The organism is Corynebacterium genitalium ATCC 33030 (genome assembly GCF_000143825.1).
Taxonomy (GTDB): domain Bacteria; phylum Actinomycetota; class Actinomycetes; order Mycobacteriales; family Mycobacteriaceae; genus Corynebacterium; species Corynebacterium genitalium.
In genome coordinates, this window is sequence record NZ_CM000961.1 from 1,021,772 (window position 1) to 1,043,834 (window position 22,063).

General features: G+C 60.8%; 22 protein-coding genes, 1 tRNA gene, 1 rRNA gene and 3 other annotated features. Of the genes, 20 read left to right on the plus strand and 4 right to left on the minus strand.

Features of this window, described 5'->3' with window-relative positions:
- Positions 1–343 (plus strand) — a sequence feature (23S ribosomal RNA rRNA prediction is too short).
- Positions 344–393: 50 nt separating this feature from the next.
- Positions 394–764: a sequence feature (23S ribosomal RNA rRNA prediction is too short), on the plus strand.
- Between the two features lie 10 nt (positions 765–774).
- Positions 775–1,631 (plus strand) — a sequence feature (23S ribosomal RNA rRNA prediction is too short).
- Positions 1,632–1,810: 179 nt separating this feature from the next.
- From rrf to HMPREF0291_RS04800, 3 genes are all read left to right on the plus strand, one after another.
- A 5S ribosomal RNA gene (gene rrf / locus HMPREF0291_RS04790) occupies positions 1,811–1,928 on the plus strand.
- Between the two features lie 662 nt (positions 1,929–2,590).
- Positions 2,591–3,379 carry an ABC transporter ATP-binding protein gene (locus HMPREF0291_RS04795; RefSeq protein ID WP_005288765.1) on the plus strand — a complete coding sequence of 263 codons (789 nt, stop codon included), beginning with the start codon at positions 2,591–2,593 and terminating at the stop codon, positions 3,377–3,379.
- 17 nt (positions 3,380–3,396) lie between these two features.
- A complete protein-coding gene (locus HMPREF0291_RS04800) occupies positions 3,397–5,940 on the plus strand; it encodes an ABC transporter permease (protein ID WP_232210325.1) in 2,544 nt (847 codons plus the stop codon).
- Positions 5,941–5,974: 34 nt separating this feature from the next.
- Here HMPREF0291_RS04800 and HMPREF0291_RS04805 read toward each other — a convergent pair whose 3' ends face one another.
- Complete coding sequence (locus HMPREF0291_RS04805; RefSeq protein ID WP_005288771.1) at positions 5,975–6,403, minus strand: FluC/FEX family fluoride channel; 429 nt, start codon at positions 6,401–6,403, stop codon at positions 5,975–5,977.
- Positions 6,400–6,747 carry a CrcB family protein gene (locus HMPREF0291_RS04810; RefSeq protein ID WP_005288775.1) on the minus strand — a complete coding sequence of 116 codons (348 nt, stop codon included), beginning with the start codon at positions 6,745–6,747 and terminating at the stop codon, positions 6,400–6,402. The genes HMPREF0291_RS04805 and HMPREF0291_RS04810 overlap by 4 nt, the downstream gene beginning before the upstream one ends.
- 90 nt (positions 6,748–6,837) lie before the next feature.
- Between HMPREF0291_RS04810 and pgm the strand changes: the two genes are divergently transcribed.
- From pgm to HMPREF0291_RS04850, 9 genes are all read left to right on the plus strand, one after another.
- Positions 6,838–8,496 carry a phosphoglucomutase (alpha-D-glucose-1,6-bisphosphate-dependent) gene (gene pgm / locus HMPREF0291_RS04815; RefSeq protein ID WP_005288778.1) on the plus strand — a complete coding sequence of 553 codons (1,659 nt, stop codon included), beginning with the start codon at positions 6,838–6,840 and terminating at the stop codon, positions 8,494–8,496.
- Positions 8,497–8,673: 177 nt separating this feature from the next.
- The gene (locus tag HMPREF0291_RS04820; RefSeq protein ID WP_255998620.1) at positions 8,674–9,096 is read left to right on the plus strand and encodes a MauE/DoxX family redox-associated membrane protein; all 423 of its coding nucleotides are present in this window, start codon (positions 8,674–8,676) and stop codon (positions 9,094–9,096) included.
- 48 nt (positions 9,097–9,144) lie between these two features.
- A complete protein-coding gene (locus tag HMPREF0291_RS04825; RefSeq protein WP_005288784.1) occupies positions 9,145–9,909 on the plus strand; it encodes a DsbA family protein in 765 nt (254 codons plus the stop codon).
- A gap of 86 nt (positions 9,910–9,995) precedes the next feature.
- A tRNA-Ala gene (locus tag HMPREF0291_RS04830) sits at positions 9,996–10,068 on the plus strand.
- Between the two features lie 197 nt (positions 10,069–10,265).
- A complete protein-coding gene (locus HMPREF0291_RS04835) occupies positions 10,266–11,303 on the plus strand; it encodes an ABC transporter substrate-binding protein (RefSeq protein WP_005288786.1) in 1,038 nt (345 codons plus the stop codon).
- 9 nt (positions 11,304–11,312) lie between these two features.
- On the plus strand, positions 11,313–12,920 hold the full coding sequence (locus tag HMPREF0291_RS04840; protein ID WP_005288789.1) for an ABC transporter permease: 1,608 nt from the start codon (positions 11,313–11,315) through the stop codon (positions 12,918–12,920).
- 2 nt (positions 12,921–12,922) lie between these two features.
- Positions 12,923–14,017 carry an ABC transporter ATP-binding protein gene (locus HMPREF0291_RS04845; RefSeq protein WP_005288791.1) on the plus strand — a complete coding sequence of 365 codons (1,095 nt, stop codon included), beginning with the start codon at positions 12,923–12,925 and terminating at the stop codon, positions 14,015–14,017.
- Positions 14,018–14,026: 9 nt separating this feature from the next.
- Entirely contained in the window at positions 14,027–14,470 is a 444-nt protein-coding gene (locus HMPREF0291_RS12185) for a protein-tyrosine phosphatase family protein (protein ID WP_083770248.1), read from the plus strand.
- Positions 14,471–14,526: 56 nt separating this feature from the next.
- Positions 14,527–14,997 carry a methylated-DNA--[protein]-cysteine S-methyltransferase gene (locus HMPREF0291_RS04850; protein WP_005288796.1) on the plus strand — a complete coding sequence of 157 codons (471 nt, stop codon included), beginning with the start codon at positions 14,527–14,529 and terminating at the stop codon, positions 14,995–14,997.
- Between the two features lie 30 nt (positions 14,998–15,027).
- On the opposite strand, the gene HMPREF0291_RS04855 is transcribed toward HMPREF0291_RS04850, so the two are convergent.
- On the minus strand, positions 15,028–16,185 hold the full coding sequence (locus HMPREF0291_RS04855; protein WP_005288798.1) for an MFS transporter: 1,158 nt from the start codon (positions 16,183–16,185) through the stop codon (positions 15,028–15,030).
- 106 nt (positions 16,186–16,291) lie between these two features.
- Between HMPREF0291_RS04855 and HMPREF0291_RS11530 the strand changes: the two genes are divergently transcribed.
- The 4 genes from HMPREF0291_RS11530 (at position 16,292) to HMPREF0291_RS11535 (ending at position 18,267) form a co-directional block, all read left to right on the plus strand.
- Positions 16,292–16,630, plus strand: coding sequence for an ArsR/SmtB family transcription factor (locus tag HMPREF0291_RS11530; protein WP_083770250.1), 339 nt, complete (start codon positions 16,292–16,294; stop codon positions 16,628–16,630).
- A 50-nt stretch (positions 16,631–16,680) separates the two neighbouring features.
- Positions 16,681–17,448 (plus strand): fructosamine kinase family protein, encoded by a 768-nt coding sequence (locus HMPREF0291_RS04865; RefSeq protein ID WP_005288801.1) that lies wholly within the window; start codon positions 16,681–16,683, stop codon positions 17,446–17,448.
- 71 nt (positions 17,449–17,519) lie between these two features.
- Positions 17,520–17,867, plus strand: coding sequence for a type II toxin-antitoxin system Phd/YefM family antitoxin (locus tag HMPREF0291_RS04870; RefSeq protein WP_005288803.1), 348 nt, complete (start codon positions 17,520–17,522; stop codon positions 17,865–17,867).
- Positions 17,857–18,267, plus strand: coding sequence for a type II toxin-antitoxin system VapC family toxin (locus HMPREF0291_RS11535; protein ID WP_083770252.1), 411 nt, complete (start codon positions 17,857–17,859; stop codon positions 18,265–18,267). Before HMPREF0291_RS04870 ends, HMPREF0291_RS11535 begins: the two co-directional genes overlap by 11 nt.
- A gap of 18 nt (positions 18,268–18,285) precedes the next feature.
- On the opposite strand, the gene nadE is transcribed toward HMPREF0291_RS11535, so the two are convergent.
- Complete coding sequence (gene nadE, locus HMPREF0291_RS04880) at positions 18,286–19,137, minus strand: ammonia-dependent NAD(+) synthetase (protein ID WP_040423520.1); 852 nt, start codon at positions 19,135–19,137, stop codon at positions 18,286–18,288.
- 25 nt (positions 19,138–19,162) lie between these two features.
- On the opposite strand from nadE, the gene HMPREF0291_RS04885 reads away from it, so the two are divergent.
- From HMPREF0291_RS04885 to nrdI, 4 genes are all read left to right on the plus strand, one after another.
- Positions 19,163–20,554: a sugar porter family MFS transporter gene (locus tag HMPREF0291_RS04885; RefSeq protein WP_050748866.1), complete on the plus strand. Its 1,392-nt coding sequence runs from the start codon at positions 19,163–19,165 to the stop codon at positions 20,552–20,554.
- A 124-nt stretch (positions 20,555–20,678) separates the two neighbouring features.
- Positions 20,679–20,801, plus strand: a complete 123-nt coding sequence (gene ykgO / locus HMPREF0291_RS04890; protein ID WP_005288826.1) for a type B 50S ribosomal protein L36 — start codon at positions 20,679–20,681, stop codon at positions 20,799–20,801.
- 372 nt (positions 20,802–21,173) lie between these two features.
- Positions 21,174–21,407 carry a glutaredoxin-like protein NrdH gene (gene nrdH, locus HMPREF0291_RS04895; RefSeq protein ID WP_005288829.1) on the plus strand — a complete coding sequence of 78 codons (234 nt, stop codon included), beginning with the start codon at positions 21,174–21,176 and terminating at the stop codon, positions 21,405–21,407.
- A gap of 74 nt (positions 21,408–21,481) precedes the next feature.
- Entirely contained in the window at positions 21,482–22,009 is a 528-nt protein-coding gene (gene nrdI / locus HMPREF0291_RS04900; RefSeq protein WP_005288833.1) for a class Ib ribonucleoside-diphosphate reductase assembly flavoprotein NrdI, read from the plus strand.
- The last annotated feature ends 54 nt before the right edge of the window (positions 22,010–22,063 follow it).

Here is a 22,063-nt window from a genome sequence, read left to right on the forward strand (position 1 = left end):
GGCGAGGCCGACAGGCGTAGTCGATGGTCAACGGGTTGATATTCCCGTACCCGTGCATACGCGCCCAAGTGCGAAGCGGTGATACTAACCACCCTGACCACCCGCCATGCATTCCTTTGGTTTGCGGGTGGGTGTGATGCGTGGGGCCTGATCCGTTGTAGTTCAGTGATGGGGTGACGCAGTCAGGTAGCTACGCCACTTAAGTGGATTGTGGTGCAAGCGTGTGGCACATGGACTAGTCAAATGCGGTCCTGTTTGTGTGAGGCGTGATGCGTAGCCCATATGTGGGTGATGGTGGTGATCCTATGCTGTCGAGAAAAGCCTCTAGCGATGTGTGTGTACGGCCCGTACCCGAAACCGACACAGGTAGTCAGGTAGAAAATACTCAGGCGGTCGGGTGAACTGTGGTTAAGGAACTCGGCAAATTGCCCCCGTAACTTCGGGAGAAGGGGGGCCATGACTGGTGAGCGCAACATGCGTGTGTGAGCTGGTTGTGGTCGCAGAGAAGAGAGGGAAGCGACTGTTTATCAAAAACACAGGTCCGTGCGAAGACGGTCAAGTTGATGTATACGGACTGACGCCTGCCCGGTGCTGGAAGGTTAAGAGGACCTGTTAGACCCTTTGTGGTCGAAGCGGAGAATTTAAGCCCCAGTAAACGGCGGTGGTAACTATAACCATCCTAAGGTAGCGAAATTCCTTGTCGGGTAAGTTCCGACCTGCACGAATGGCGTAACGACTTCCCTGCTGTCTCAACCACAGGCCCGGTGAAATTGCACTACGAGTAAAGATGCTCGTTACGCGCGGCAGGACGAAAAGACCCCGGGACCTTCACTATAGCTTGGTATTGGTGTTTACTGCGGTTTGTGTAGCATAGGTGGGAGACTTTGAAGCGTTCACGCTAGTGGGTGTGGAGTCGTTACGTGAAATACCACTCTGACCGTAGTGGATGTCTTAACCTTGGCCCATGATCTGGGTTGGGGACAGTGCCTGGTGGGTAGTTTAACTGGGGCGGTTGCCTCCCAAAGAGTAACGGAGGCGCCCAAAGGTTCCCTCAGCCTGGTTGGCAATCAGGTGCCTAGAGTGTAAGTGCACAAGGGAGCTTGACTGCGAGACGAACATGTCGAGCAGGGACGAAAGTCGGGACTAGTGATCCGGCACCTACTTGTGGATGTGGTGTCGCTCAACGGATAAAAGGTACCCCGGGGATAACAGGCTGATCTTCCCCAAGAGTCCATATCGACGGGATGGTTTGGCACCTCGATGTCGGCTCGTCGCATCCTGGGGCTGGAGTAGGTCCCAAGGGTTGGGCTGTTCGCCCATTAAAGCGGCACGCGAGCTGGGTTCAGAACGTCGTGAGACAGTTCGGTCTCTATCCGCCGCGCGCGTTGAAACTTGAGAAAGGCTGTCCCCAGTACGAGAGGACCGGGACGGACGTACCTCTGGTGTGCCAGTTGTTCCGCCAGGAGCATCGCTGGTTGGCTACGTACGGAAGGGATAACCGCTGAAAGCATCTAAGCGGGAAGCCTGTTTCAAGATGAGGTTTCATTTAAGGTTCCCCACAGACGATGGGGTTGATAGGCCAGATCTGGAAGCACCGTAATGTGCGAAGGTGACTGGTACTAATACACCAACAACAAAACAAAAACACCGTGCACAAACAAACAACACCAACAATTGCACACTGTTCGCGTCCACTATGCAGTATCTGACACACCACACACATGCCACAGATACAGATAACTAAACAACCGACCACACCACACACGCAGAAGTGTGGTGGTCACCATGACACACAAGCCCTATTAGGTGTGTCGGTGGTTGATAGCGGTGGGGAAACGCCCGGTCCCATTCCGAACCCGGAAGCTAAGCCCACCCGCGCTGATGGTACTGCACCCGGGAGGGTGTGGGAGAGTAAGTTACCGCCGACCAACAACAACAAAAACAACTCAATACAGACACAAACAACCCCCGAGGAACGGCGCCACACAGCGCCACCCCGGGGGTTAACCGCGTCTGCCTAAACCCACGCTGGTTGTAACGATTCCTCCTCCCCCGAAGACTTCACAGATAGAACCACATAACCGTGAAAAAAAAGGGGGAACATCATGGGCCGCACCACACTCGCAGCTACCGGGATGGCAGCTATTCTCACCACCGGAGCCGCACTCCCAGCACACGCACACACCACCCCGGCACAACCCGACACCGTATCAGCAGCGCAAACAAACACTACCGCAAATAACACACGCACACGGGCCGAAGAGTCCTCCGCATGGGCCGAAGGCACACGCTGAATCACCAACGACCTGTCCTCGGATTTTCCGTTCAGTATTGTCAGGTGGATCTCTGCCGCAGCTTCGGTTCCGCTCGTCTTCTTGTTGATTGAATATCTTCGCTACTGGAACAAGCGGAACAACGAACTGGCTGCCGGAATCGGGCGCTAGTACCGGGTTAGTTCGACGGAGGGCGCAGCATCACAGCGAGCGATGCTGCGCCCTTATGAGTCTTTCGCCTATCCAAAGGAAACTGTAGGATGTGACCGATTCAACTCGCAGTGTCGGGTGCCGGAACGAGTGAGGAGGCTCTAGCCATGAGTAAGCACGCGTTGAATGAGGGGGAGAGTGTGCGTGATGCCGTCGATACGCGTCACGCTCCTGCAGCAGCGGCCCGCGCTGTAGCGCTCCGCAAAACGTACGGCGTCGGTGACACGCAGGTCGTCGCCCTGGATGGCATTGATGTCGATTTTGGTCGTAATGAGTTCACGGCGATCATGGGGCCGTCGGGAAGCGGCAAGTCCACCCTGATGCACACGATGGCTGGCCTGGATTCTTTCACCAGCGGCTCCGCCTTCATCGGTGACACGGACCTGTCCACTCTCAACGACAAGCAGATCACCGCGCTGCGACGTGATCGACTCGGCTTCATCTTCCAGTCCTTCAACCTTGTGCCGACTCTGACGGCGGAGGAAAACATCACGCTGCCGACCAATATTGCCGGTGGGAACGTCGATCAGGCCTGGTTCGACGAGATCACGCGGCGCCTCGGTCTGAGTAAGCGCCTGAGTCACCGTCCGAGCGAGCTGTCCGGTGGTCAGCAGCAGCGCGTCGCCTGCGCCCGCGCGCTAGTGAGCCGGCCGGAGATCATTTTCGGCGATGAGCCGACTGGCAACCTCGACTCGAACTCCTCGCGGGAGGTGCTGGAGATCCTGCGCACGGCTGTTGACAATGATGAGCAGACGGTGGTCATCGTCACGCACGACGCCCGCGCGGCTTCTTACGCCGACCGCGTTGTTTTCCTTGCCGACGGCCGGATTGTCGATGAGCTGCGCAATCCCACGATGGAGGACATCCTTTCCACGATGTCCGGAATCGAGAACTAGCCACGATGTCTTCCGCTATGACGAAAGTGTCGCTGCGTAACATCGCGGCGCACAAGCTCCGGCTCGCGCTGACTGTGCTTGCAGTCGTGCTGGGCACGGCGTTCATTTCCGGCTCCCTAATGTTCACCAACATGCTGGAGAAGACGTTCGATTCGGCTGTGGCAAGCGCCTACGCCGATAGCGACGCAGTGGTCCTGCCGGGAGAGAACGCACCGTCGCTCCCTGCGCAGCTTTACGACGACATTGCCGCTGACCCGAAGACCTCCCGGGTCAACATCAGTGCGAATAAAGCCGTTGTCATTGCTGATGCCAACGGCACGGCGTACCAGACCGGAGCGGGCATATCTACCGTCTCGGTGTACTACCCGCCGGAAGAAGCGGTAGGGGAGGCCTACGACATCGCCGAGGGGGCCGCGCCGGCTGATGTCGGTGAGGCTGTCGTGAACGCGAAGGGGGCGGAGCGCTACAACATCAACGTCGGCGACGAGATCATCGTTGTCGATCCGCAAGCCCGCCACACGATGACGGTGACGGGCATGTACACGGATGAGCTGGACCAGGGGGCGTCGTTAAGCTTGCTGGTGAATGAGCCGGCCTACCGCGACATGTCGGCCTCACAAGACACTCTCCCAGGTCTTTCCGTCGCAGCCGCGGACGGTGTGGACGCACCGGAGCTCGGCGCGCACCTGCGGGAGCAGTACCCGGACTACGAGGTCAAAGAAGGGCAAGTGCTTGCCGACGAGACCTCCGAAGAGATCCGCAACGCCCTGTCCTTCATTTCATACTTTCTGATTGCCTTCGGCCTGGTCGGTTTGCTGGTGGGCACCTTCCTCATCGCCAACACCTTCTCCATGATCGTTGCGCAGCGCACGAAGGAATTCGCGCTGTTGCGCGCGCTCGGCGCTTCGAAGGGGCAAATCACCCGCTCGGTGGTGGCGGAGGCGCTCATCGTCGGGTTCATTGGATCCGCACTCGGTGTGATCGCCGGTATGGGCATGGTCGCCGCTATCCGGGCTTTGATGGAGACCCAGGGGATGGAGCTGCCCGGCGCTGGCTGGGGCTTGTCGGTGGATGCGGTGGCAGTGCCGGTTGTCATCGGCACCATTGTGACCATCTTGTCTGCTTGGGCGCCGGCGCAGCGGGCCGGTCAGGTCGAACCGGTTGAGGCGATGCGGTCGTCGGAATCGGCGGCTCCGCAGCCTCTGAAGGTGCGCACCACCATCGGAGTGGTGTTGCTGATCGCCGGTGCAGCTTTCGCCGCGTGGGGAGTGCTGTGGGAGGACGGTTCGACAGGGCAGCGCGCGAGTCTCGTGGGAGTCGCTGCGGTCTGCGTGATCATCGGGCTGTTCTTGGCCGGTCCTGCGCTGTCCCTGCCGGTCGTTCCTGTCTTCGGCCGCGCTATCGGAGCTCCGTTCGGTGCTGTGGGTTCGCTGGCCGCAACGAACTCGCAGCGCAACCCGCGCCGCGCTTCGGCGACGGCGTTCGCGCTCTTACTCGGTGTGGCGCTGGTCACGGTGATCGGCATGTTAGGGGCGACGATGCAGCGCTCGGTCGACGACGTCTTAGAGAACGAGGTCAGCGCCGACATGGTCCTCTACGGCCCCCAAATGGGCGCGTTCCCGGTTCCGCAAGACCTGCCGGAAAAGGCCGAGGGGGTCGACGGTGTGGGCGAGGTAGTTACCTACTCCCGAACCCCGCTGACAGTCGAGGGGGAGTTCGGCTACCAGTTCGGTGACGGCGGTATCACCGACGTGATCGACGGCGACCCGGGCAATCTGATCGCCCTGGACATGGTCGAGGGCACGTCCGACCTCACTGGCGGCGGAGTCATCTTGCCTGAAGTTCTGGCTAAGGAGAAGGGGGTCAGTGTCGGCGACACTGTCGAGGTCGCGGCGCCAGGAGTGCCGGCCCCGCCCGCAATGGTCGAGGTGAAGGGGGTGTTCGGGGAGTCCAACATTCTGGAGACCTGGGTGGTCTCCAAGGACACCGCGGCTGAGCTCCTGCCGGAGGATGCGCTCAATGTCCAGATGGTCGGCGCCAACGGCGACGGCAGTGTCGACGAGGACACCTTGCGTGCGAACCTCGAGAAGGCGGTCAAGGAAGACATCGTCGTGCAAGTCCGCTCGCCCGAGGAAGTCGGCGGGGAAGCGCAGCAGATGATCAACCAGATGCTCTACATCCTCTACGCGCTGCTGTCGCTCGCGGTGGTGATTGCGATCTTGGGCATCATCAACACCCTCACGTTGTCGGTGATCGAACGACGGCAAGAGATCGGGATGCTCCGGGCCGTCGGCACGCAAAGGCGTCAAGTGCGCATCATGATCATTCTCGAATCGGTGCAGATCGCGGTCTTCGGTGCCATCGTGGGCATCATCACGGGCCTCGCGCTGGGCTGGGCATTCCTCACCGTGCTCGCAGACCAAGGTCTGGAGAACATCGCCTACCCGTGGACGATGCTGGCGATCATGCTGGCCGGCTCCGTCGTTGTCGGTGTGGTGGCGGCGTTGTGGCCGGCGCAGCGGGCGGCGAAAACACCGCCGCTCGACGCCATCGCCGAGTGACCGGGCACGGTCACGCAGTTACACGGCTACACAGTCACATAAACGCTCGCGATGCCCACAGTGTGCCGAACCACGCCGCAATGATTCCGCCGGCTGCGGTGGCTAAAACGTAGCTGGTCAACTGGCCCCATTCTTTGTTCTTGATCATCGTGCCGCCCTCTTTGGCCAGCGTGGACAGTGTCGACAATGCGCCGCAGAACCCGGCGCCCAAGAACGCGGGCCACATTCCCGGCATGAGGGTGGAAAACCCGAAAACGGCCGATCCGACAATGTTCGCCGCCCACGTACCCACATGGGTGCCGGGCACCAGCGACAGTGCCCATCGCGCAATGCCGCCGAGGAACGCGCCGGCGCCGACCGCGACGAAGAGGATGAACACGACCTCCAGGGCTGCCTCGGTGCCCAGCGCTTCCCGGAGGCCCACGCCGACGAGGCCGTCGGGACCGACATTCCCGGGGATCACGCGGGGGCTCCTGCGCGGTTACGCAAGGCGTCGCCCAGCAGCCATGCGACGATGGCGACTGCCAGCGTGCCGAACATGTACACAGCCGCGAAGAGCGCGCTGGATTGCATGGATGCGAGGGATACGGCGGAAAACGTCGTCAAGCCTCCCAGGAAGCCTTTGCCCCAGAACTCAGGTGGATCGAACAGGCCCATCAGGAAGCACCCGACAATGTTGATCCCCAACGTCACCAGCAGTTCTGCCGGCGGGTGCGACGCCATGAGCGGCGTGAGGGCGAAACGCACCAGCGCGCCGAATGACGCTCCGAAGCCGACAACGAGTCCTTCTCTTACCACGCGGTTCACGGTAGCGGATTTTCGTGGAAATTTGTCAGCGGTGAAGGAAAGATGGGGTGTGTACCCGACGGAGACACACCAGGACTTCAAGGAGCACCCATGGCGCATGAACGAGCAGGTCAACCAGCACGCCCCGACGATCTCATCGATATTGCGGAGGTAGTCACCGCCTACTACACCCGCGACATCGACCCGCAGAACCCGGACCAACAGGTGGCGTTCGGCACATCCGGCCACCGCGGCTCCAGCTTGGACAACGCGTTCAACCAGCAGCACATTTGGGCGACCACGCAGGCGATCGTCGACTACCGTCGCGCCAACAACATCGGTGGCCCGGTCTACATCGGCCGGGACACGCACGCGCTGTCGGAGCCCGCGATGATCTCCGCGCTCGAGGTGCTCTTCGCCAACGATGTCGCAGTGCTTGTCGACGATGCCGGCCGCTACACCCCGACTCCCGCTGTCTCCCACGCAATTCTCGCCCACAACGCTACCCTGGCCGGTGGTGTGACCGGCACGGATCCGCAGCGCGCGGACGGCATCGTGATCACTCCGTCGCACAACCCGCCGCGTGACGGAGGGTTCAAGTACAACCCGCCATCCGGCGGCCCGGCGGACACTGACGCGACGGACTGGATCGCCGCGCGCGCCAACGAGTATCTGGCGAATGACCTGGAGGGGGTGCACACGACGTCGACAAGCGGTGTGCTCGATGAGCGCGCCGGCAAGCACCCGTTCATGGCGAACTACGTTGCTGACCTGCCGAATGTCGTGGATATTGAGGCGATTCGCAGCTCCGGACTGCACATTGGAGCGGATCCGATGGGTGGCGCCAGCGTCGATTACTGGGGCGCCATTGCGGAGGCGCATGGGCTCAACCTTGACGTGGTCAACCCGCATGTGGATGCCACGTGGCGGTTCATGACTCTTGACACTGACGGCAAGATCCGGATGGACTGCTCGTCGCCGAACTCGATGGCGAGTTTGGTGGCCAACCGCGACAAGTACGACATCGCGACCGGTAATGACGCGGATGCGGACCGGCATGGCATCGTGACACCCGACGCGGGCCTGATGAACCCGAACCACTACCTCGCCGTGGCCATCGAGTACCTCTTCTCCCACCGCGACGGCTGGGGTGCGGACACGGCAGTGGGCAAGACGCTGGTGTCGTCGTCGATAATCGACCGCGTCGTCGCCTCGCTCGGCCGCGAACTCGTCGAGGTCCCTGTCGGCTTCAAGTGGTTCGTGCCGGGGCTTATCAGCGGCTCCGTCGGCTTCGGCGGGGAAGAATCCGCCGGCGCATCCTTCCTGCGCAAGGACGGCACGGTGTGGTCGACCGACAAAGACGGCCTCATCATGGACCTGCTCGCTGCGGAAATCACCGCGGTGACCGGCAAGACCCCGTCAGTCCGCTACCGTGAACTGACGGAGAAGTTTGGGGACCCCGTCTACGCCCGCACCGACGCCGAGGCGAACCGAGAGCAGAAGGCCACCTTGAAGAAGCTGTCCCCGGACCAGGTCACTGCCGACACTCTCGCTGGTGAGGACATCACGGCCAAGCTGACCGAAGCCCCTGGCAACGGCGCTGCCATTGGCGGTTTGAAGGTCACCACCGACAGCGCCTGGTTCGCCGCCCGCCCGTCCGGCACTGAGGACAAATACAAGATCTACGCCGAATCCTTCAAGGGCGCGGAGCACCTTGAGCAGGTCCAGAAGGAAGCCCAAGACCTGGTCAGTTCGGTGCTCGACGAATAAGAATCCGCTAGTGAGGGTGATAGAAACCTCATCACGGGAAACTTCCCGGCACCCCACCCATCGACTAAGGTCATTGAGGTGGCAATTAAGCAAGATGCGCAGGTAGCAGAGGCTGGCGCCGTAGACGGCGGGGACCAGTGGACAGAGGAGACGTCGACAAGCGAACGTGCGCTCGATGTGCTCTCCGCGCTCGCACGCTTCGGACTTGCCGCGATGTGGATTACGTCGGGCGCGTCGAAGCTCGGCAAACATATGACCGTGACGCAGAGCATCGAAGCGTACGAGATCTTCACTCCGCACTGGTCCGGCCTGCTGGCGAACCTTATCGGCCCACTGGAGCTCGCTGGCGGCCTTATTCTGCTGCTGGGCATCAAGATTCGCCCCGCTGGCTGGGTGTCGTTCGGTGTGCTCGTCCTCTTCATCATCGGCCTGGCATCCGCCTATGCCCGCGGACTGCAGATCGACTGCGGCTGCTTCGGGCCCGACCCGGACCACACTGACGGCGATCTGAGGTGGGCCATCATCCGCGACGTCGGGCTGATTGCCGTGACGCTATTCATGATCTACCGACCGTTTAAGAAATTCGCGCTGTACCCGTAGACTTACCTGCTGGAACAGCTTGACCCCGAATGCATAAGGTGATGCACTGTGACTTCCTCTTCTAAGTCGAACACCAAGGGTTCCACCAAGGTGTCCAACCCCAACTCGACCGGCGGCAAAGGCTTCCTCTGGGCGATCCTCGCTCTTCTCCTCGTCGGCGCGTTGGTGATCGGCCTGATCGTTTACAACGGACGCGGCGCGCAGGCTGAACGCATCGCCGAGAACGTTGAGCCCGTCGACGGCGTGAACATGGAGCTGACCGACAACATAATCACTCTGTCCGGCGAGAATAGCGACGGCGCGAAGGAAGCCTCTCTCTACGAGGACTTCGCGTGCAGCTACTGCGCCGACCTGGCGAAGAAGACTGATGCCGAAATGTTGGAGAAGATCAAGGCCGGCGAGGTCAAGGTCCACATCCAGCCGTTGGTCTTCCTGGACGGCACCGGCGAGCAGTACCAGCTCGGCCACTCCACGAACACTCTGGCCGCTGTTCTCGCGCTCGCCGATAAGGGCGAGACTGAGGCGTACTGGAACCTGCGCAAGGCCCTCCTCGAAGAGCAGGAGAGCCTGTACGGCAGCGCTGACCCGGAGAAGCTCGCCGACCTTGCGAAGGGAGTCGGTGCCTCCAAGGATGCGGTTGACGCGATCCGTAACGGCGAGTACGTCGACAAGGCCAAGGAGCTCGGAGAAGCCAACGAGAAGGACCTCGTGGACAAGACCGGTGACCTTTCCTCCCCGCGCGTGCTTGTCGACGGCAAGGATGTCGACTCCAAGCCCCTCGAGAACTGGCTCGACGACTTGCTAGCTAGCTAAAAGTCACTGGCTGCGGGCGATTTTGGTCTCGTCCGCACCCGGTGTATATTGATCGAAGTCGCTTCGCGGAGATCCGCTGAAGTTACGGGGCTATGGCGCAGCTGGTAGCGCACCACACTGGCAGTGTGGGGGTCACGGGTTCGAATCCCGTTAGCTCCACTTTTTTCAGCCCGTGGCCGTTGTGGCCGCGGGTTTTCGCATATTTTGCGGCTCTATGCACCGGTTTTCGTCTCGCACTGCAGAATTCTGAGAGTTTGGTAAGTTCTGTCGCGGATGAGGATGGTTATGCACCAGTTAGCATCCCCTCGTTTCTTTCGGCTATCCACGATCTCACCGCGCTCTTTGAAGGAGTCGTTATGCGCTTGCTCCGCACGTCCTTGACCATCACCGCCCTTACGGGTGCTCTCGCACTCGGTCTCTCCAGTTGCTCGGAGCCGGCCGAGGACCCCAATGCCGGCATCGGCGCCGCTGGTGATGACACCGTCCTCACGATCTACACGTCCGAACCGGAGGAGAAGGTCGACGAAATCAACGCAGCGTTTGAGAAAGAGCACCCGGACATCCAGGTCGAGGTGTACCGCGCGGGAACTGGTGACTTGAAAGCACGCATCGAATCTGAACGTGAGTCCGGCCAGGTCGAAGCGGATCTGATGTGGGCGGCTGACGCGCCGACCTTCGAAGGTCTCAAGTCCGAAGATTTGCTCGCCGAGCTCAAAGACGTCGACACCAGCAGTGTCATGGAGGAGGCAGTTGACCCCGAGGGATACTACGTGGGCACGCGCATCATTCCGACTGTCATCGCGTACAACACGGACGTAATTGAGGAGTCGGACGCGCCAGAGTCCTGGGTGGACCTGACGGACGAGAAATTCCGCGACAAGATTGTCCTTCCGGACCCAAGTGTGTCCGGTGCGGCCGCGTTCAACGCCACCGTGTGGATGAATAATGAGGAGCTCGGGGAATCCTGGGTTGAAGGCCTGGGACAAAACAGCCCGATGATTGCGGCGTCCAACGGTCCGACGTCGCAGGAGATCGCAGGTGGCGGCCACCCGGTCGGCATCGTCGTCGACTACCTGGTGCGCGACCTCGCAGAGCAAGGCTCGCCGATCAAGGAGGTGTACGCGACGGAGGGGTCGCCGTACATCACGGAACCCATTGGCGTGTTCGCCAATTCGGAGCAGCAGGAGGCCGCGGAGAAGTACATCACGTTCTTGCTCTCGGAGGCCGGTCAGAAGCTCGCGGTCGAGCAGAACTACCTGCCGGTTATCGACGGAATCGACACCCCGGGCGATGCCCCTGGCCTGGACGATATTGAGCTGATGGACACTGACCTGGAGACGCTGACCGGGGACCGGGATCGCTCGGTGGAGTCCTTCGAGAAGGCCATGAAGTAGGGGCCGTACGTGCAGGCACAGCGTTCGCCGGGCCTCAACGTTGCCCGAATCGGGATTTGGTTACTAGCCGCTGCGATCTTCATTGCTCCGCTCGCGATGGTGGTGTCGCTCGCGCTCGGCGGGAACCAGTTTCCGACGCTTATTGAGCAAGGACTGTGGAGTGCTACCTGGAACTCGACGTACACCACGTTGTTGTCGTCACTGGGTGCAGTTCTCGTAGGCGGTGCTGTTGCGATCTTGTTGGAGCGAACCGACGTGGCCGGGTCTGGTGTGCTGCGTCTTTTCCTTCTGTCACCGCTGTTGGTGCCGCCTTTCGTGGGCGCGATTTCATGGCTTCAGCTGTTCGGCCGCAATCAGGGGCTCAATGCCGTTTTCGGCAAACCAGTGTGGGACATCTACGGTGCAGACGGAATCATCTTCCTGATGACCTTGCACTCCTATCCGGTGGTGTACGTCATTGTCTCTGCCGCGTTGCGTTCGATTCCAGCGGACCTTGAACGAGCTGCATTGGTGAGCGGAGCAGGTAACGCGACTGTCTTGCGCACGGTGACTATCCCGCTTCTCGGACCAGCCTTGCTCAGTGCTTTCACGCTCACCGCTGTGTCAAACCTGGCTGACTTCGGAATTCCGTCAATCCTCGGTTCCCCGGTGCAGTATGAAACGCTGGCCACCATGGTCTACCGGTTCATGGAATCGGGGACGGTGAGCAATCCCCTGCAGGTGGTGTCCACCGTGGGAACGGTGCTCATGCTTCTCGGCATTGCCACCGTGGTCGCCGACTACCTGGTGTCGAAGAACGCTTCCACCACGACAGGTAAAGGGTCGATGAAGCTTCCGCTAGGCAAAGCTCGATGGCCCATCACGATCATTTCCTGGGTTCTGGCACTGTCCATCACGCTCGGCCCGCTTCTGGGGCTGGCTTACCGGGCGCTGTTGCCCGCCCCCGGTATCCCGATGACGCTGGACACCATTACGCTCAGCAACTTCACGAACACGTTGTCCAACCCGCGTGTGCAGGACGGTTTCCAGAACTCGTTTGTGCTCGCCGCAGGCGCGGCCCTGTTGTGCGCGCTGCTCGGGTGGAGCATTGGCCTGCTGGTGACGCGAACGCGGGCGCGTTCGAACACTGCGCTAAGTCTGCTCACGTTGCTGCCGTCGGCTCTACCGGGTCTTATCATCGGCGTCGGCTGGGTCATTGTGGGCCGCTACACGGGAATTTACAACACCCGCTGGGTGATTCTGTTGGCCTACGTATGCGCGTTCACGGCAATGGTCCTGCAGGCGGTGCGTGCACCGTTGGCGAAGACTCCACGCGCGATGGAGGAGGCAGCAGAGATCTCGGGGGCGGGCCGACTCCGCGCCCTGTGGGACACCAGTGGCCGAATGGCACTGCCAGCGGTGGCATCCGGGGCGGTGCTCGTTGCAGTCACGGCAGTTCGTGAACTCACCGTCTCGGTTCTTCTGGTCGCCCCTGGCACCACAACGATCGGTGTCCAACTTTTCAACCTGCAGCAATCCGGAAACTACAACCAAGCATCGGCGCTCGCGCTCATTTTCGCGGTCGTTGGCATCGCCGCTTTGGCCCTCACGGTGCGTAACCCCGATAAGGAGACTTAAAGATGAGCGACATCGAAATAAGGGATCTGTCCGTCAAATTCCCTGACGGGACCGAGGGGTTGAAGGACATCACCCTGGACATTTCCAGTGGCGAATTCGTCGCGCTCGTGGGGCCGTCGGGGTCGGGAAAAACCACCCTGCTGCGAACGATCGCGGGCTTCATTGCACCGTCGACAGGCGAGATCCGGATTGACGGAAAAGATCAATCCGCAACACCTCCAGCGCAGCGCAACATGGGCATGGTGTTCCAGCAGCATGCGGTTTGGCCGCATATGAGCGTTGCCGACAATGTCGCATACCCTCTGCGCCGCTCAGGTGCGGCGGGATCAGAGATCACCAGCAACGTTGAGAAGACTCTCGAGACTGTCGGACTTGCCGGTTACGGCAAACGCAAACCTGCGACCCTGTCTGGTGGCCAGCAACAGCGCGTGGCGTTGGCCCGCGCGATTGTCTCCACGCCGAAGGTGCTGCTTCTCGACGAAGCCCTCTCAGCACTCGACGAACCCCTCCGTGACTCATTGCGCCGCGAGTTGGTGTCGCTGACGAAGGGGTCCGATCTGACATCGGTGCATGTCACGCACGACCGGAAGGAAGCGCTGGCCATCGCGGACCGGATCGCGGTCTTGCGGGACGGCAAGCTGGAACAGTTCGGCACCCCGATGTCGATCGTGTCCCGCCCGGCTACTGCCTGGGTGGCGTCGTTCATCGCCGATGCGACACTGTTGGATGGTGTTGTTGCAGGCGGACGCGTCACCGTCGATAAACCGGCGTTATCGTGGCCCGTCGACAACGTCACGGTTGTGTCGGAAGACGGTGATGCGTCTGAGAACCAGCGTCTCCTCCAGGACGGTCAGCAGGTCACTGTGGCGGTGCTGCCGGAAGCTGTTTCCATTGATTCGTCATCCTCGGGCACTGAAGTAACTGCTACCGTCACGTCCGCTTTGTTCGAGGTCAGTGGGTTCTCCGTAACCGTCGACTTGGACGGGACAGAGTTCCGTGCGTGGACATCCACCAGCTCTGCGCCCGAGGTGGATGATCAAGTGCAGGTGGAGATCCGTCAACCGCTGGTCTACGTAGACAGCCCGGCGGATGCCTAACATACGGTCATGAGCGCGTGGCCGGACGGAGAACACGGTGTTGTTGATCTTCCGGACGGGTCGCGCCTCAAGGGTGGTAGTTGGAAAAGACTTCGACGCACGCGGCGCAACTATCCGGATTTTCTAGTTCTTCTACTCGGACGTGAACCTGTCGAGGTTCCGTGTCCACATATTTGGGTGCGATGGCCAGATTTCGGTGTCCCCACATCAACTGATCAAGCGGTCGCTGCTCTTCAGCTCGCACGAGAACGGTCTCGGAACGAGAAGGTTGCCATCATGTGCGGCAGTGGGGTCGGGCGCACTGGCACTGCGCTCGCATTACTCACTGTTTTCGATGGACTTTCTGCGGAAGAAGGAATCCGGTGGGTGCGGGAGAACTACCATCCCCGCGCTGTTGAGACGCCGTGGCAGCGCAGGTGGTTGAAATCGATTGTGCTGGATGATCGCCGTTAGGGCCAGCTCAGTCAGCGCAAGATGGCGGGGTGGTGAGAGCGGGTAGCATCGACGCCATGACACAGCCGATCGTCGCAGCCCAAACAGTGAAGACACCGGTGGGGGAGCTGGGGTTAGAAGCGTCGGAAAGCGGGCTCGTGCACGTTGTCTTTGGAGCTGTGCACGGCGAGAGCAATGCCGTCACGCGCCAGGCGGCAGCCGAGATTGAACAGTACTTCGCCGGTGAACGTCGAGACTTCACCGTACCGCTCGACCGCTCCGGCGATGGGTTTCGCGAACAGGCACAGGCCGCACTGAGCGACATTGCATATGGCAGCACAGAAACATACAGCGAGCTTGCGGCGCGTATCGGCAATCCGCGGGCGGTGCGGGCAGTCGGTTCGGCATGCGCGACGAACCCACTGCCGATCGTCGTGCCGTGCCACCGCGTACTGCGCAGCGACGGATCACTCGGCGGCTACGCCGGCGGACTCGAGATGAAGCGAGAATTGATCGAGCTTGAACGGAAACACACCGGGGGCGGCTAGTTGTAGGCAAGAACGATTCCTAAAGTTAGGTTAGCGTTCGGCGGTCGGGATAGGTGGGGTGGCAGCCAAAAGAGCGCACGCTAGAAATGCGGTCCCGACCACTGGTATGGAGAGCGGTCCAAAGTGGTCAAGTAGTACGCCGCCTATAGCTCCGGCTGCTGCGGTGCCTAGGTAAAGACCCGAAATGTTTAGCGCGACTGCAGTCATGGGAGCTTCCGGTGCTGCAGCGATCGTGCTTGCTTGCATCGGCGGATTGAGAGCCCAAGCGAAAAGAGCCCAAAAGCCCACTGCGGCAATGAAAAGCCACGTCGGAGGGGTAAAGCAGCCTAACAATGCGAGGATGCCGAGCGTTGCGGCATGGCCTCCCAGGACGGTTATGCGGGCTCTACGTGAGCCAATCTGGTCGGTAAGGTTCCCGCCAAGCAAGGCTGACCCCACTCCTACGAGCCCAACCACCAAGAGAATGAATGGGAGCAGTTCTTCGCTGCCCAAAATCCCCACAGTTATGGGGGCGAGGTAGCTGTAGAACATGAGACCGCCCGCGCCACAGAGGAAAATTGCAGCGACCATTCGAGCTACTTGCGGGTTCTTCAACGGAGCCAATTGATCGGTCACGCTTCTAGTTTCATCGTGAGGTAACTCGGGCATGCTCAGGTGGATAACTATCGCGGACATCAGAGAGACAGCACCAATCAAAATGAAAGTAGTGCGCCATGAGAAAACCGCGCCAAACCACGTACCCAATGGCACGCCGGTGAAAAGTGCGACGGTAAGTCCGGCGGTCACAATTGACAGGTACTTGCCTTGCTTGCCGTCAGGCGCGCCTTTGGCGGCAGCGGAGAATGCAGCCGTAGATACCGCTGCGGCTGACAAACCAGCAAGCACGCGCAGTGCGAGCAGTGTGGCCAGGGTAGTGGCGGCTGCGCATCCGAGATTCGCGGCAGCAAAGATCAATAGGCCAGCGAGAAGGGCCTTCTTGTGGCCGAATCGGTTGAGCCATACGGCTAGAACCGGAGCGCCGATGGCGAATGATGCTGCGAAGACTGTCACCAGTTGCCCAGCAGCACCAGGCGTGGTGTTCAGATCGGCGGCTACTAGATTGAGTACGCCTGCAATCACGAATTCATCAGTTCCAAGTGCGAGAGTCGCGATGAAAAGGGCAGTTAGCCAGGGAAGGGAAGAGGGCACAGGTGCTCCTTAGTTCTACCGAAGGTGAAAAGTTCGATGTTTGACAAACATCGAACAAGTTAGCAAGGTTTTCCCATGCTCGCTAGCCGGATAGAATTATTGAACTATGCGCGGGCGTTCTGATGATCAATCTCCGAATGTGGAGGACCTTTCTCTAACGCGTGTCTTGGCTGCCCTGTCTGACCCGTTGCGGCTGGGGATCGTTCAACTGCTTGCTGATGGTGAGGAACGGCAATGGGGCGAGATCGATGCCCCAGTCTCGAAATCCACTCTCAGCCACCATATGAAGACCCTGCGAAGTGCGGGTATAACACGTACCCGGGATGAAGGCACGCGCTGTTTTGTCCGACTTCGCAACGAGGATCTGGAGGATCGCTTTCCAGGACTCCTTCCGTCTCTCCTGGGGGTTGCGGACACTGATGCGATCGAAGTGGGATTGAAGTAGCACTTAAAGCACTTCGAACGAGAAACGCCGCGCGCAGCTAGCGTGGAGGCATGACTGCTCCCCAGACTTTCACTAAAACCGGAACTGGACCCCGCGCCGCTGAAGCTGAAGCGGCCTATTTGCGCTGGCTGCGGGAAGGGTCGAACGCTGTCGTCGAGGTTTACAGCGTCGATGTGGAGGCGAACACCCTGACTATCGAGGAGGTCGCGTCCGCACGGCCAACGCGTGAGGCTGCGCGCCGCGCCGGGGAGGAGCTCGCCGCGATCCACGCCATGGGTGCAGACGCCTTTGGCGCGCCTGCAGAGGGTTGGGATGGGCCGAACTATATTGGCCGCGCGCAGCAGGATTGCATCCCGGTGCCGCGCTGGGCGGAGTTCTTCACGGAGCAGCGCGTGCTGCCGTTCGCGGAAAAAGCCCACAAAGGCGGAACGCTGAGCGCCGATGGGCTGGAGACAGTGAAACGCGCGTGCGAGGCACTCGTCGCGGAGGATGAAGACGCCCCGCTCGCCCGCATCCACGGCGATCTGTGGGCGGGCAACCTGTTGTTCTCGCCGGACGGCCCGCGGTTCATCGACCCGGCGGCGCACGGCGGACACCCACTGACAGACATTGCGATGCTCGAGCTCTTTAGCGCTCCGTACGTTAGCGAGATCGCATCGGGCTACCTCGTCGCCGGCGGCGACCTCGGCCGCGACTGGGAGGCCCGCATCCCGATCCACCAGCTTCACCCGCTCGCGGTGCACTGCTACACGCACGGCGCGAGCTACGCCCGCCCGCTTATCGACGCCGCCGAGCGCACCCTCGACCTCACCCGTTAGGGGATTGAACTACTGGTTGTAGCTGCTAAAATCGCAATGTAATACACGTACTACAAACGAGGGTCTGCACCATGGGCGAGGTTGAACGCAAGCTCCAAGAGCTTCTCGCAGAACACCACCGTTCCCACACGGTGTCTATGCGTGAGTTGAACCAGCAAACACGCAGGGTGATCGATCGTGTGCAATCGGAGGGGGTTGCTTTGACCATCACAGACCGCAGCAAGCCGGTTGCGGAAATCCGGCCACTGAGCCAGCGAACCGGAATTGACCGGTTAGAGGACCTCGGACTGATCATGCAGAGGGGCGTACCCATGGAGATCAACTGGGAGCCCATTGAGGGAACCGGTTATTCGCTTGAGCAATTCCTCGAAGACCGCAAGGACAACCGCATTGACGCGGCGCTGAGTAGTGAATTCTAGTGGTGCGGTTTACGTAGACACGTCAGCGCTCATTCCGCTCGCCGTCTCCGAAGTGCATAGTGCGTGGGCGAAGCAAGTGCTCGACGATAAAGATCTCGTCAGTTCTGTGATCGGAAAAGTCGAACTCGCCCGTGTTCCCAAGAGAACGGAAGAGTTTGGCGCACAGATCCTCGGCCTTGCGGCGAAACTGAATCTCGTCGGTTTGAATAGCGAGGTCGTGGAATTTGCAGGGGCGATACCTGGTTTCCTGAAGGCGCTCGACGCTATTCATCTGGGGACCTGGCTTCTATTGCGTTCTCGTGAGTTCCACTGTGATTTCGTCACGGCAGATCGACAGTTAGCGCGTGCAGCCACGACTGTCGGTGCAACGGTCATCCATCCGTTTGGAAGCGAACTCTAGGTTCTCGGGGCGGGGGCGTCAACGCCACCACGTGTCGGCGGGACCGGGCGGAAGGTGGCGCTTGTGCTGGCCGACGGCCCAGAGGTGCTCGAGACGCTGCGCCGCATCGTCGGGAACCTGCTTCCCCTCGAGATAGTCGTCGATGTGGGGGTAGGTGATGCCGAGTGCTTCTTCGTCGGGAAGCGCAGGACGATCGTCCTCGAGATCGGCGGTGGGCACCTTTTCATAAAGGCGTTTGTCGGCCCCGAGGTGTTCCAGAAGCTGGGCGCCCTGGCGTTTGTTGAGGCCCGCGAGAGGGACGAGGTCGGCCGCCCCGTCGCCGAATTTGGTGAAAAAGCCGGTGACGTTTTCAGCCGCATGATCGGTGCCCACGACAAGGAGGCCGAGCTCGCCGGCGATCGCGTACTGGGCGATCATGCGCATGCGGGCTTTGACGTTGCCTTTGTTGAAGTCGGTCAGCTCGTCCCCGTCGAGTGCGGCGGCGACTGTCCTTGCCATCGCTGTCGTAGCCAGTTCGATGTCGACGGTGACACGGCGGTCAGGCTGGATGAAGTCCAACGCGAGCTGCGCGTCATCCTCGTCGGACTGCACACCGTGGGGGAGACGGACGGCGACGAACTGGCACTCGCTGGAGGGGTCGTTGGCACGGACCTTTTCCACGGCGAGCTGTGCGAGCCGTCCGGCGAGGGTGGAGTCCTGCCCGCCGGAGATCCCCAGCACGTAGCCGCGGGCACCAGTCACGGCGAGGTAATCGGCGAGGAAATCGACGCGGGCGGCGACTTCCTCCGCTGGATCGATAAAGGGCTTCACAGCCAGCGCGTTCACTATCTCTCGCTGCGTGTTCCGGTCGGAGTCTGACATGACAGCCATGGTAGCCGGGTGCACTATGTGGGGCATGACTTCAACTGAGGCTGTGTCCACCACGAGTTCTACAGCATCGGCGCAGCAGCGCAGGTACGTCCGTACAGTCGCCGCGATCGCGGCGTTCGGCGGGCTTCTTTTCGGTTATGACACCGGCGTGATGAGCGGCGCCTTGCTGTTCATCACGCCCGAGTTCGGCATGTCGCCCGCGCAGGAGGGCATGGTCACAGCGATGCTGCTCGTCGGCGCTGCACTCGGCGCTGTCAGCGGCGGGGCAGTGGCGGACAAGTTGGGCCGTCGTGTGACGCTCATTCTGGGCGGAGTGCTCTTCGTCGCCGGGTCGGTGTGGTGTGCGCTGGCGACGTCTCCGGAGATGCTCGGTACGGCCAGGGCATTCCTGGGTGTTGCAGTGGGTGCGGTATCGATTGTCACGCCGATGTACATCTCGGAAATGGTGCCGGCAGCGGTGCGTGGTCGGCTCGTGTCGCTCAACACGCTGATGATTGTGGTGGGGCAGTTGCTCGCGTACGTGGTCAATTCGCTTCTCGCACCGTCGGGCAGCTGGCAGCTCATGCTGGGTGCGGCGGCGGTGCCGGGCGCTGTCTTGGCTGTGGGCATGGTGTTCTTGCCGGACACGCCTGTCTGGCTGTCGCGGCATGGGCGTATCAGCGACGCCCGCGCCGTCGCCTCCCGCACCGGCATCGACACCGACGAACTCGCGCAGGCAACGCGCGAGGACGCGGAGGTGCGGGCAGCTCAGCAGGGCCAGTGGCGCACCTTGGCGGGGTCGAGGTGGATGCGCATGACGGTGCTCGTGGCCGCGCTGCTGGGTGTGACGCAGCAGATCTCCGGTGTCAATGCCATCGTCTACTTCGCTCCGACGATGATGAACAACGTCGGGGTGTCCACTCAGAACTCGGTGTACACCTCGATGGTGATTGGTTTGGTGTCTGTGGTGGCCTGTTACATCGGCCTGCAGCTAGTGGACAGGATCGGCAGGAAGCGGCTGCTGCTCGGCGGCCTGACGCTGAACGTGATCTTCCTGGTGCTGCTGGCGGTGGTGTACCGGGCGGCGGAGGCGAATACGTCGTTAGCAATGCTCGCGCTGGCGTTCATGGCGCTGTTCATTGCTTCCCAGCAAGCCGCGGTGTCGCCGACGACGTGGCTGCTCATCTCCGAGCTGGTGCCTCCACAGATCCGCGGCGTGGGAATGGGTGTGGCGGGTCTGGCGCTGTGGATGGCAAACTGGGCGGTGGCGCAGTTCTTCCTGCCGCTCGTGGATACCGTGGGGGCGACGGCGACGTTCGTGATGTTCGCGATGTGCGGTGTCGCGGCCGCCGGATTTGTCAAGGTCATGGTTCCGGAGACGGTGGGCCGTACCCTCGACAGTGTGGCTGGTGAGATGAAGCAGCGTTTTGGTGGTTAAGGGGCTGCTCGGGTAACATGGTCCCTCGTTGTGCGGCAGCGCCTGTCTGGGCGCGCCGTGATAAATAAAGGCACTCACGCAGAGCCTATTGTGTCAGCAGAGTCAACAAAGAAAGGAGCGCCCGATGAAGGTCCGCAAGTCGCTTCGGTCGCTGAAGAACAAGCCGGGCGCCCAGGTTGTGCGCCGCCACGGCAAGGTGTACGTGATCAACAAGAAGGATCCGCGTTTCAAGGCCCGTCAGGGTTAAGCGGTTCTTAGCGTCAGCGCCCCCGTCTTGCGTGCGAAAGCTCGCGGCGGGGGCGCTTTCCATTTTCCAAAGAATGTGAAATAAGTCACTTTTCCGGGAAAATTTCACCCATGTAAGCCATTCTGGACGCGTAAAACATTCCGGGGTAACTACATGTAGGTGATTTAGTGGCCGTATCCTGCAAATACCATGTTTGTAACTACTATATGTAGTAGTGGTTGCTTGTTTTTCCTACAACGTATAGTGTTTCAAAGTGTTCGCCCCCGGGATGTGAACAGCTGGTTGTTCCCCGGAAGCCAACAGGCCCAAGTGCCACGTTCAAAGCCGTGTAATCAGAGCAGTTTTCCCGAGCAGAAAAGAGTCGTCCCCGCCATGTCCATCACCCTCTACACCAAGCCCGCATGCGTGCAGTGCAACGCGACCAAGAAGGCCCTCGACCGTGCAGGTCTGAACTACACCACCGTGGATATCTCCCTGGATGACTCCGCCCGTGACTACGTGATGGCGCTGGGTTACCTGCAGGCCCCGGTCGTGGAAGTTGACGGTGACCACTGGTCCGGTTTCCGTCCGGACCGCATCCGCACCCTCGCCGAGGCTGCTGCCTAAGCTCGATTCCCACTGCCCGTTAAGCCGTCACCAGCTGGCGGCTTATCGTATGCCCGAAGATAGGTGAGTAGCGCATGCTGGTGGTTTATTTCTCCTCTACGACGGAGAACACGCACCGGTTTGTCGGCAAGCTGGGTTTGCCGGCGGCACGCATTCCGCTGCGCCGCACGCAGCAACCACTGACAGTGGAGAAGCCCTATGTCTTGGTTGTGCCGACGTATGGGGGAGGGGCGTCGATAAGCGAAGGGAACTCGCGCCCCGTGCCACCGCAAGTTATCCACTTTCTCAATGACCCGCACAATCGTGCTTTGTTGCGTGGTGTGATCGCGGGAGGCAACTCCAACTTCGGCCCTGATTTCGGCCGGGCAGGCGAGGTGATCTCCGCTAAGACGGGCGTGCCCTACCTCTACCGCTTCGAAATGATGGGCACCGAATACGACGTCACGCACGTGCGTGATTCTCTTATCGCCCACCGCGAGCGGCTCGGGTTGGGCCCGATGACATCCACGGAAAAAGATCGGCTCGACGAGCACGTGCAGACCCGCGTCGACGACAGCGCGCGGCGGCTGGCACAGTTGCGCAAGCGCTACCAAACGGTGTGAAAACAGACTTCACAACTTCATAGCTGTACCTCTCCTATAAACGCTCCATGAACT

What these genes read in the sequence shown, in the direction of transcription:
- HMPREF0291_RS04870 (WP_005288803.1), top strand. Translation starts at nt 17,520, where the DNA reads ATGGGCGAGGTTGAACGCAAGCTCCAAGAGCTTCTCGCAGAACACCAC.
- HMPREF0291_RS04885 (WP_050748866.1), top strand. Translation starts at nt 19,163, where the DNA reads ATGACTTCAACTGAGGCTGTGTCCACCACGAGTTCTACAGCATCGGCG.
- HMPREF0291_RS11530 (WP_083770250.1), top strand. Translation starts at nt 16,292, where the DNA reads ATGCGCGGGCGTTCTGATGATCAATCTCCGAATGTGGAGGACCTTTCT.
- pgm (WP_005288778.1), top strand. Translation starts at nt 6,838, where the DNA reads ATGGCGCATGAACGAGCAGGTCAACCAGCACGCCCCGACGATCTCATC.
- nrdI (WP_005288833.1), top strand. Translation starts at nt 21,482, where the DNA reads ATGCTGGTGGTTTATTTCTCCTCTACGACGGAGAACACGCACCGGTTT.
- HMPREF0291_RS04850 (WP_005288796.1), top strand. Translation starts at nt 14,527, where the DNA reads ATGACACAGCCGATCGTCGCAGCCCAAACAGTGAAGACACCGGTGGGG.
- HMPREF0291_RS04800 (WP_232210325.1), top strand. Translation starts at nt 3,397, where the DNA reads ATGACGAAAGTGTCGCTGCGTAACATCGCGGCGCACAAGCTCCGGCTC.
- HMPREF0291_RS04865 (WP_005288801.1), top strand. Translation starts at nt 16,681, where the DNA reads ATGACTGCTCCCCAGACTTTCACTAAAACCGGAACTGGACCCCGCGCC.
- nadE (WP_040423520.1), bottom strand. Translation starts at nt 19,137, where the DNA reads ATGGCTGTCATGTCAGACTCCGACCGGAACACGCAGCGAGAGATAGTG.
- HMPREF0291_RS12185 (WP_083770248.1), top strand. Translation starts at nt 14,027, where the DNA reads ATGAGCGCGTGGCCGGACGGAGAACACGGTGTTGTTGATCTTCCGGAC.
- ykgO (WP_005288826.1), top strand. Translation starts at nt 20,679, where the DNA reads ATGAAGGTCCGCAAGTCGCTTCGGTCGCTGAAGAACAAGCCGGGCGCC.
- HMPREF0291_RS04795 (WP_005288765.1), top strand. Translation starts at nt 2,591, where the DNA reads ATGAGTAAGCACGCGTTGAATGAGGGGGAGAGTGTGCGTGATGCCGTC.
- nrdH (WP_005288829.1), top strand. Translation starts at nt 21,174, where the DNA reads ATGTCCATCACCCTCTACACCAAGCCCGCATGCGTGCAGTGCAACGCG.
- HMPREF0291_RS04835 (WP_005288786.1), top strand. Translation starts at nt 10,266, where the DNA reads ATGCGCTTGCTCCGCACGTCCTTGACCATCACCGCCCTTACGGGTGCT.
- HMPREF0291_RS04845 (WP_005288791.1), top strand. Translation starts at nt 12,923, where the DNA reads ATGAGCGACATCGAAATAAGGGATCTGTCCGTCAAATTCCCTGACGGG.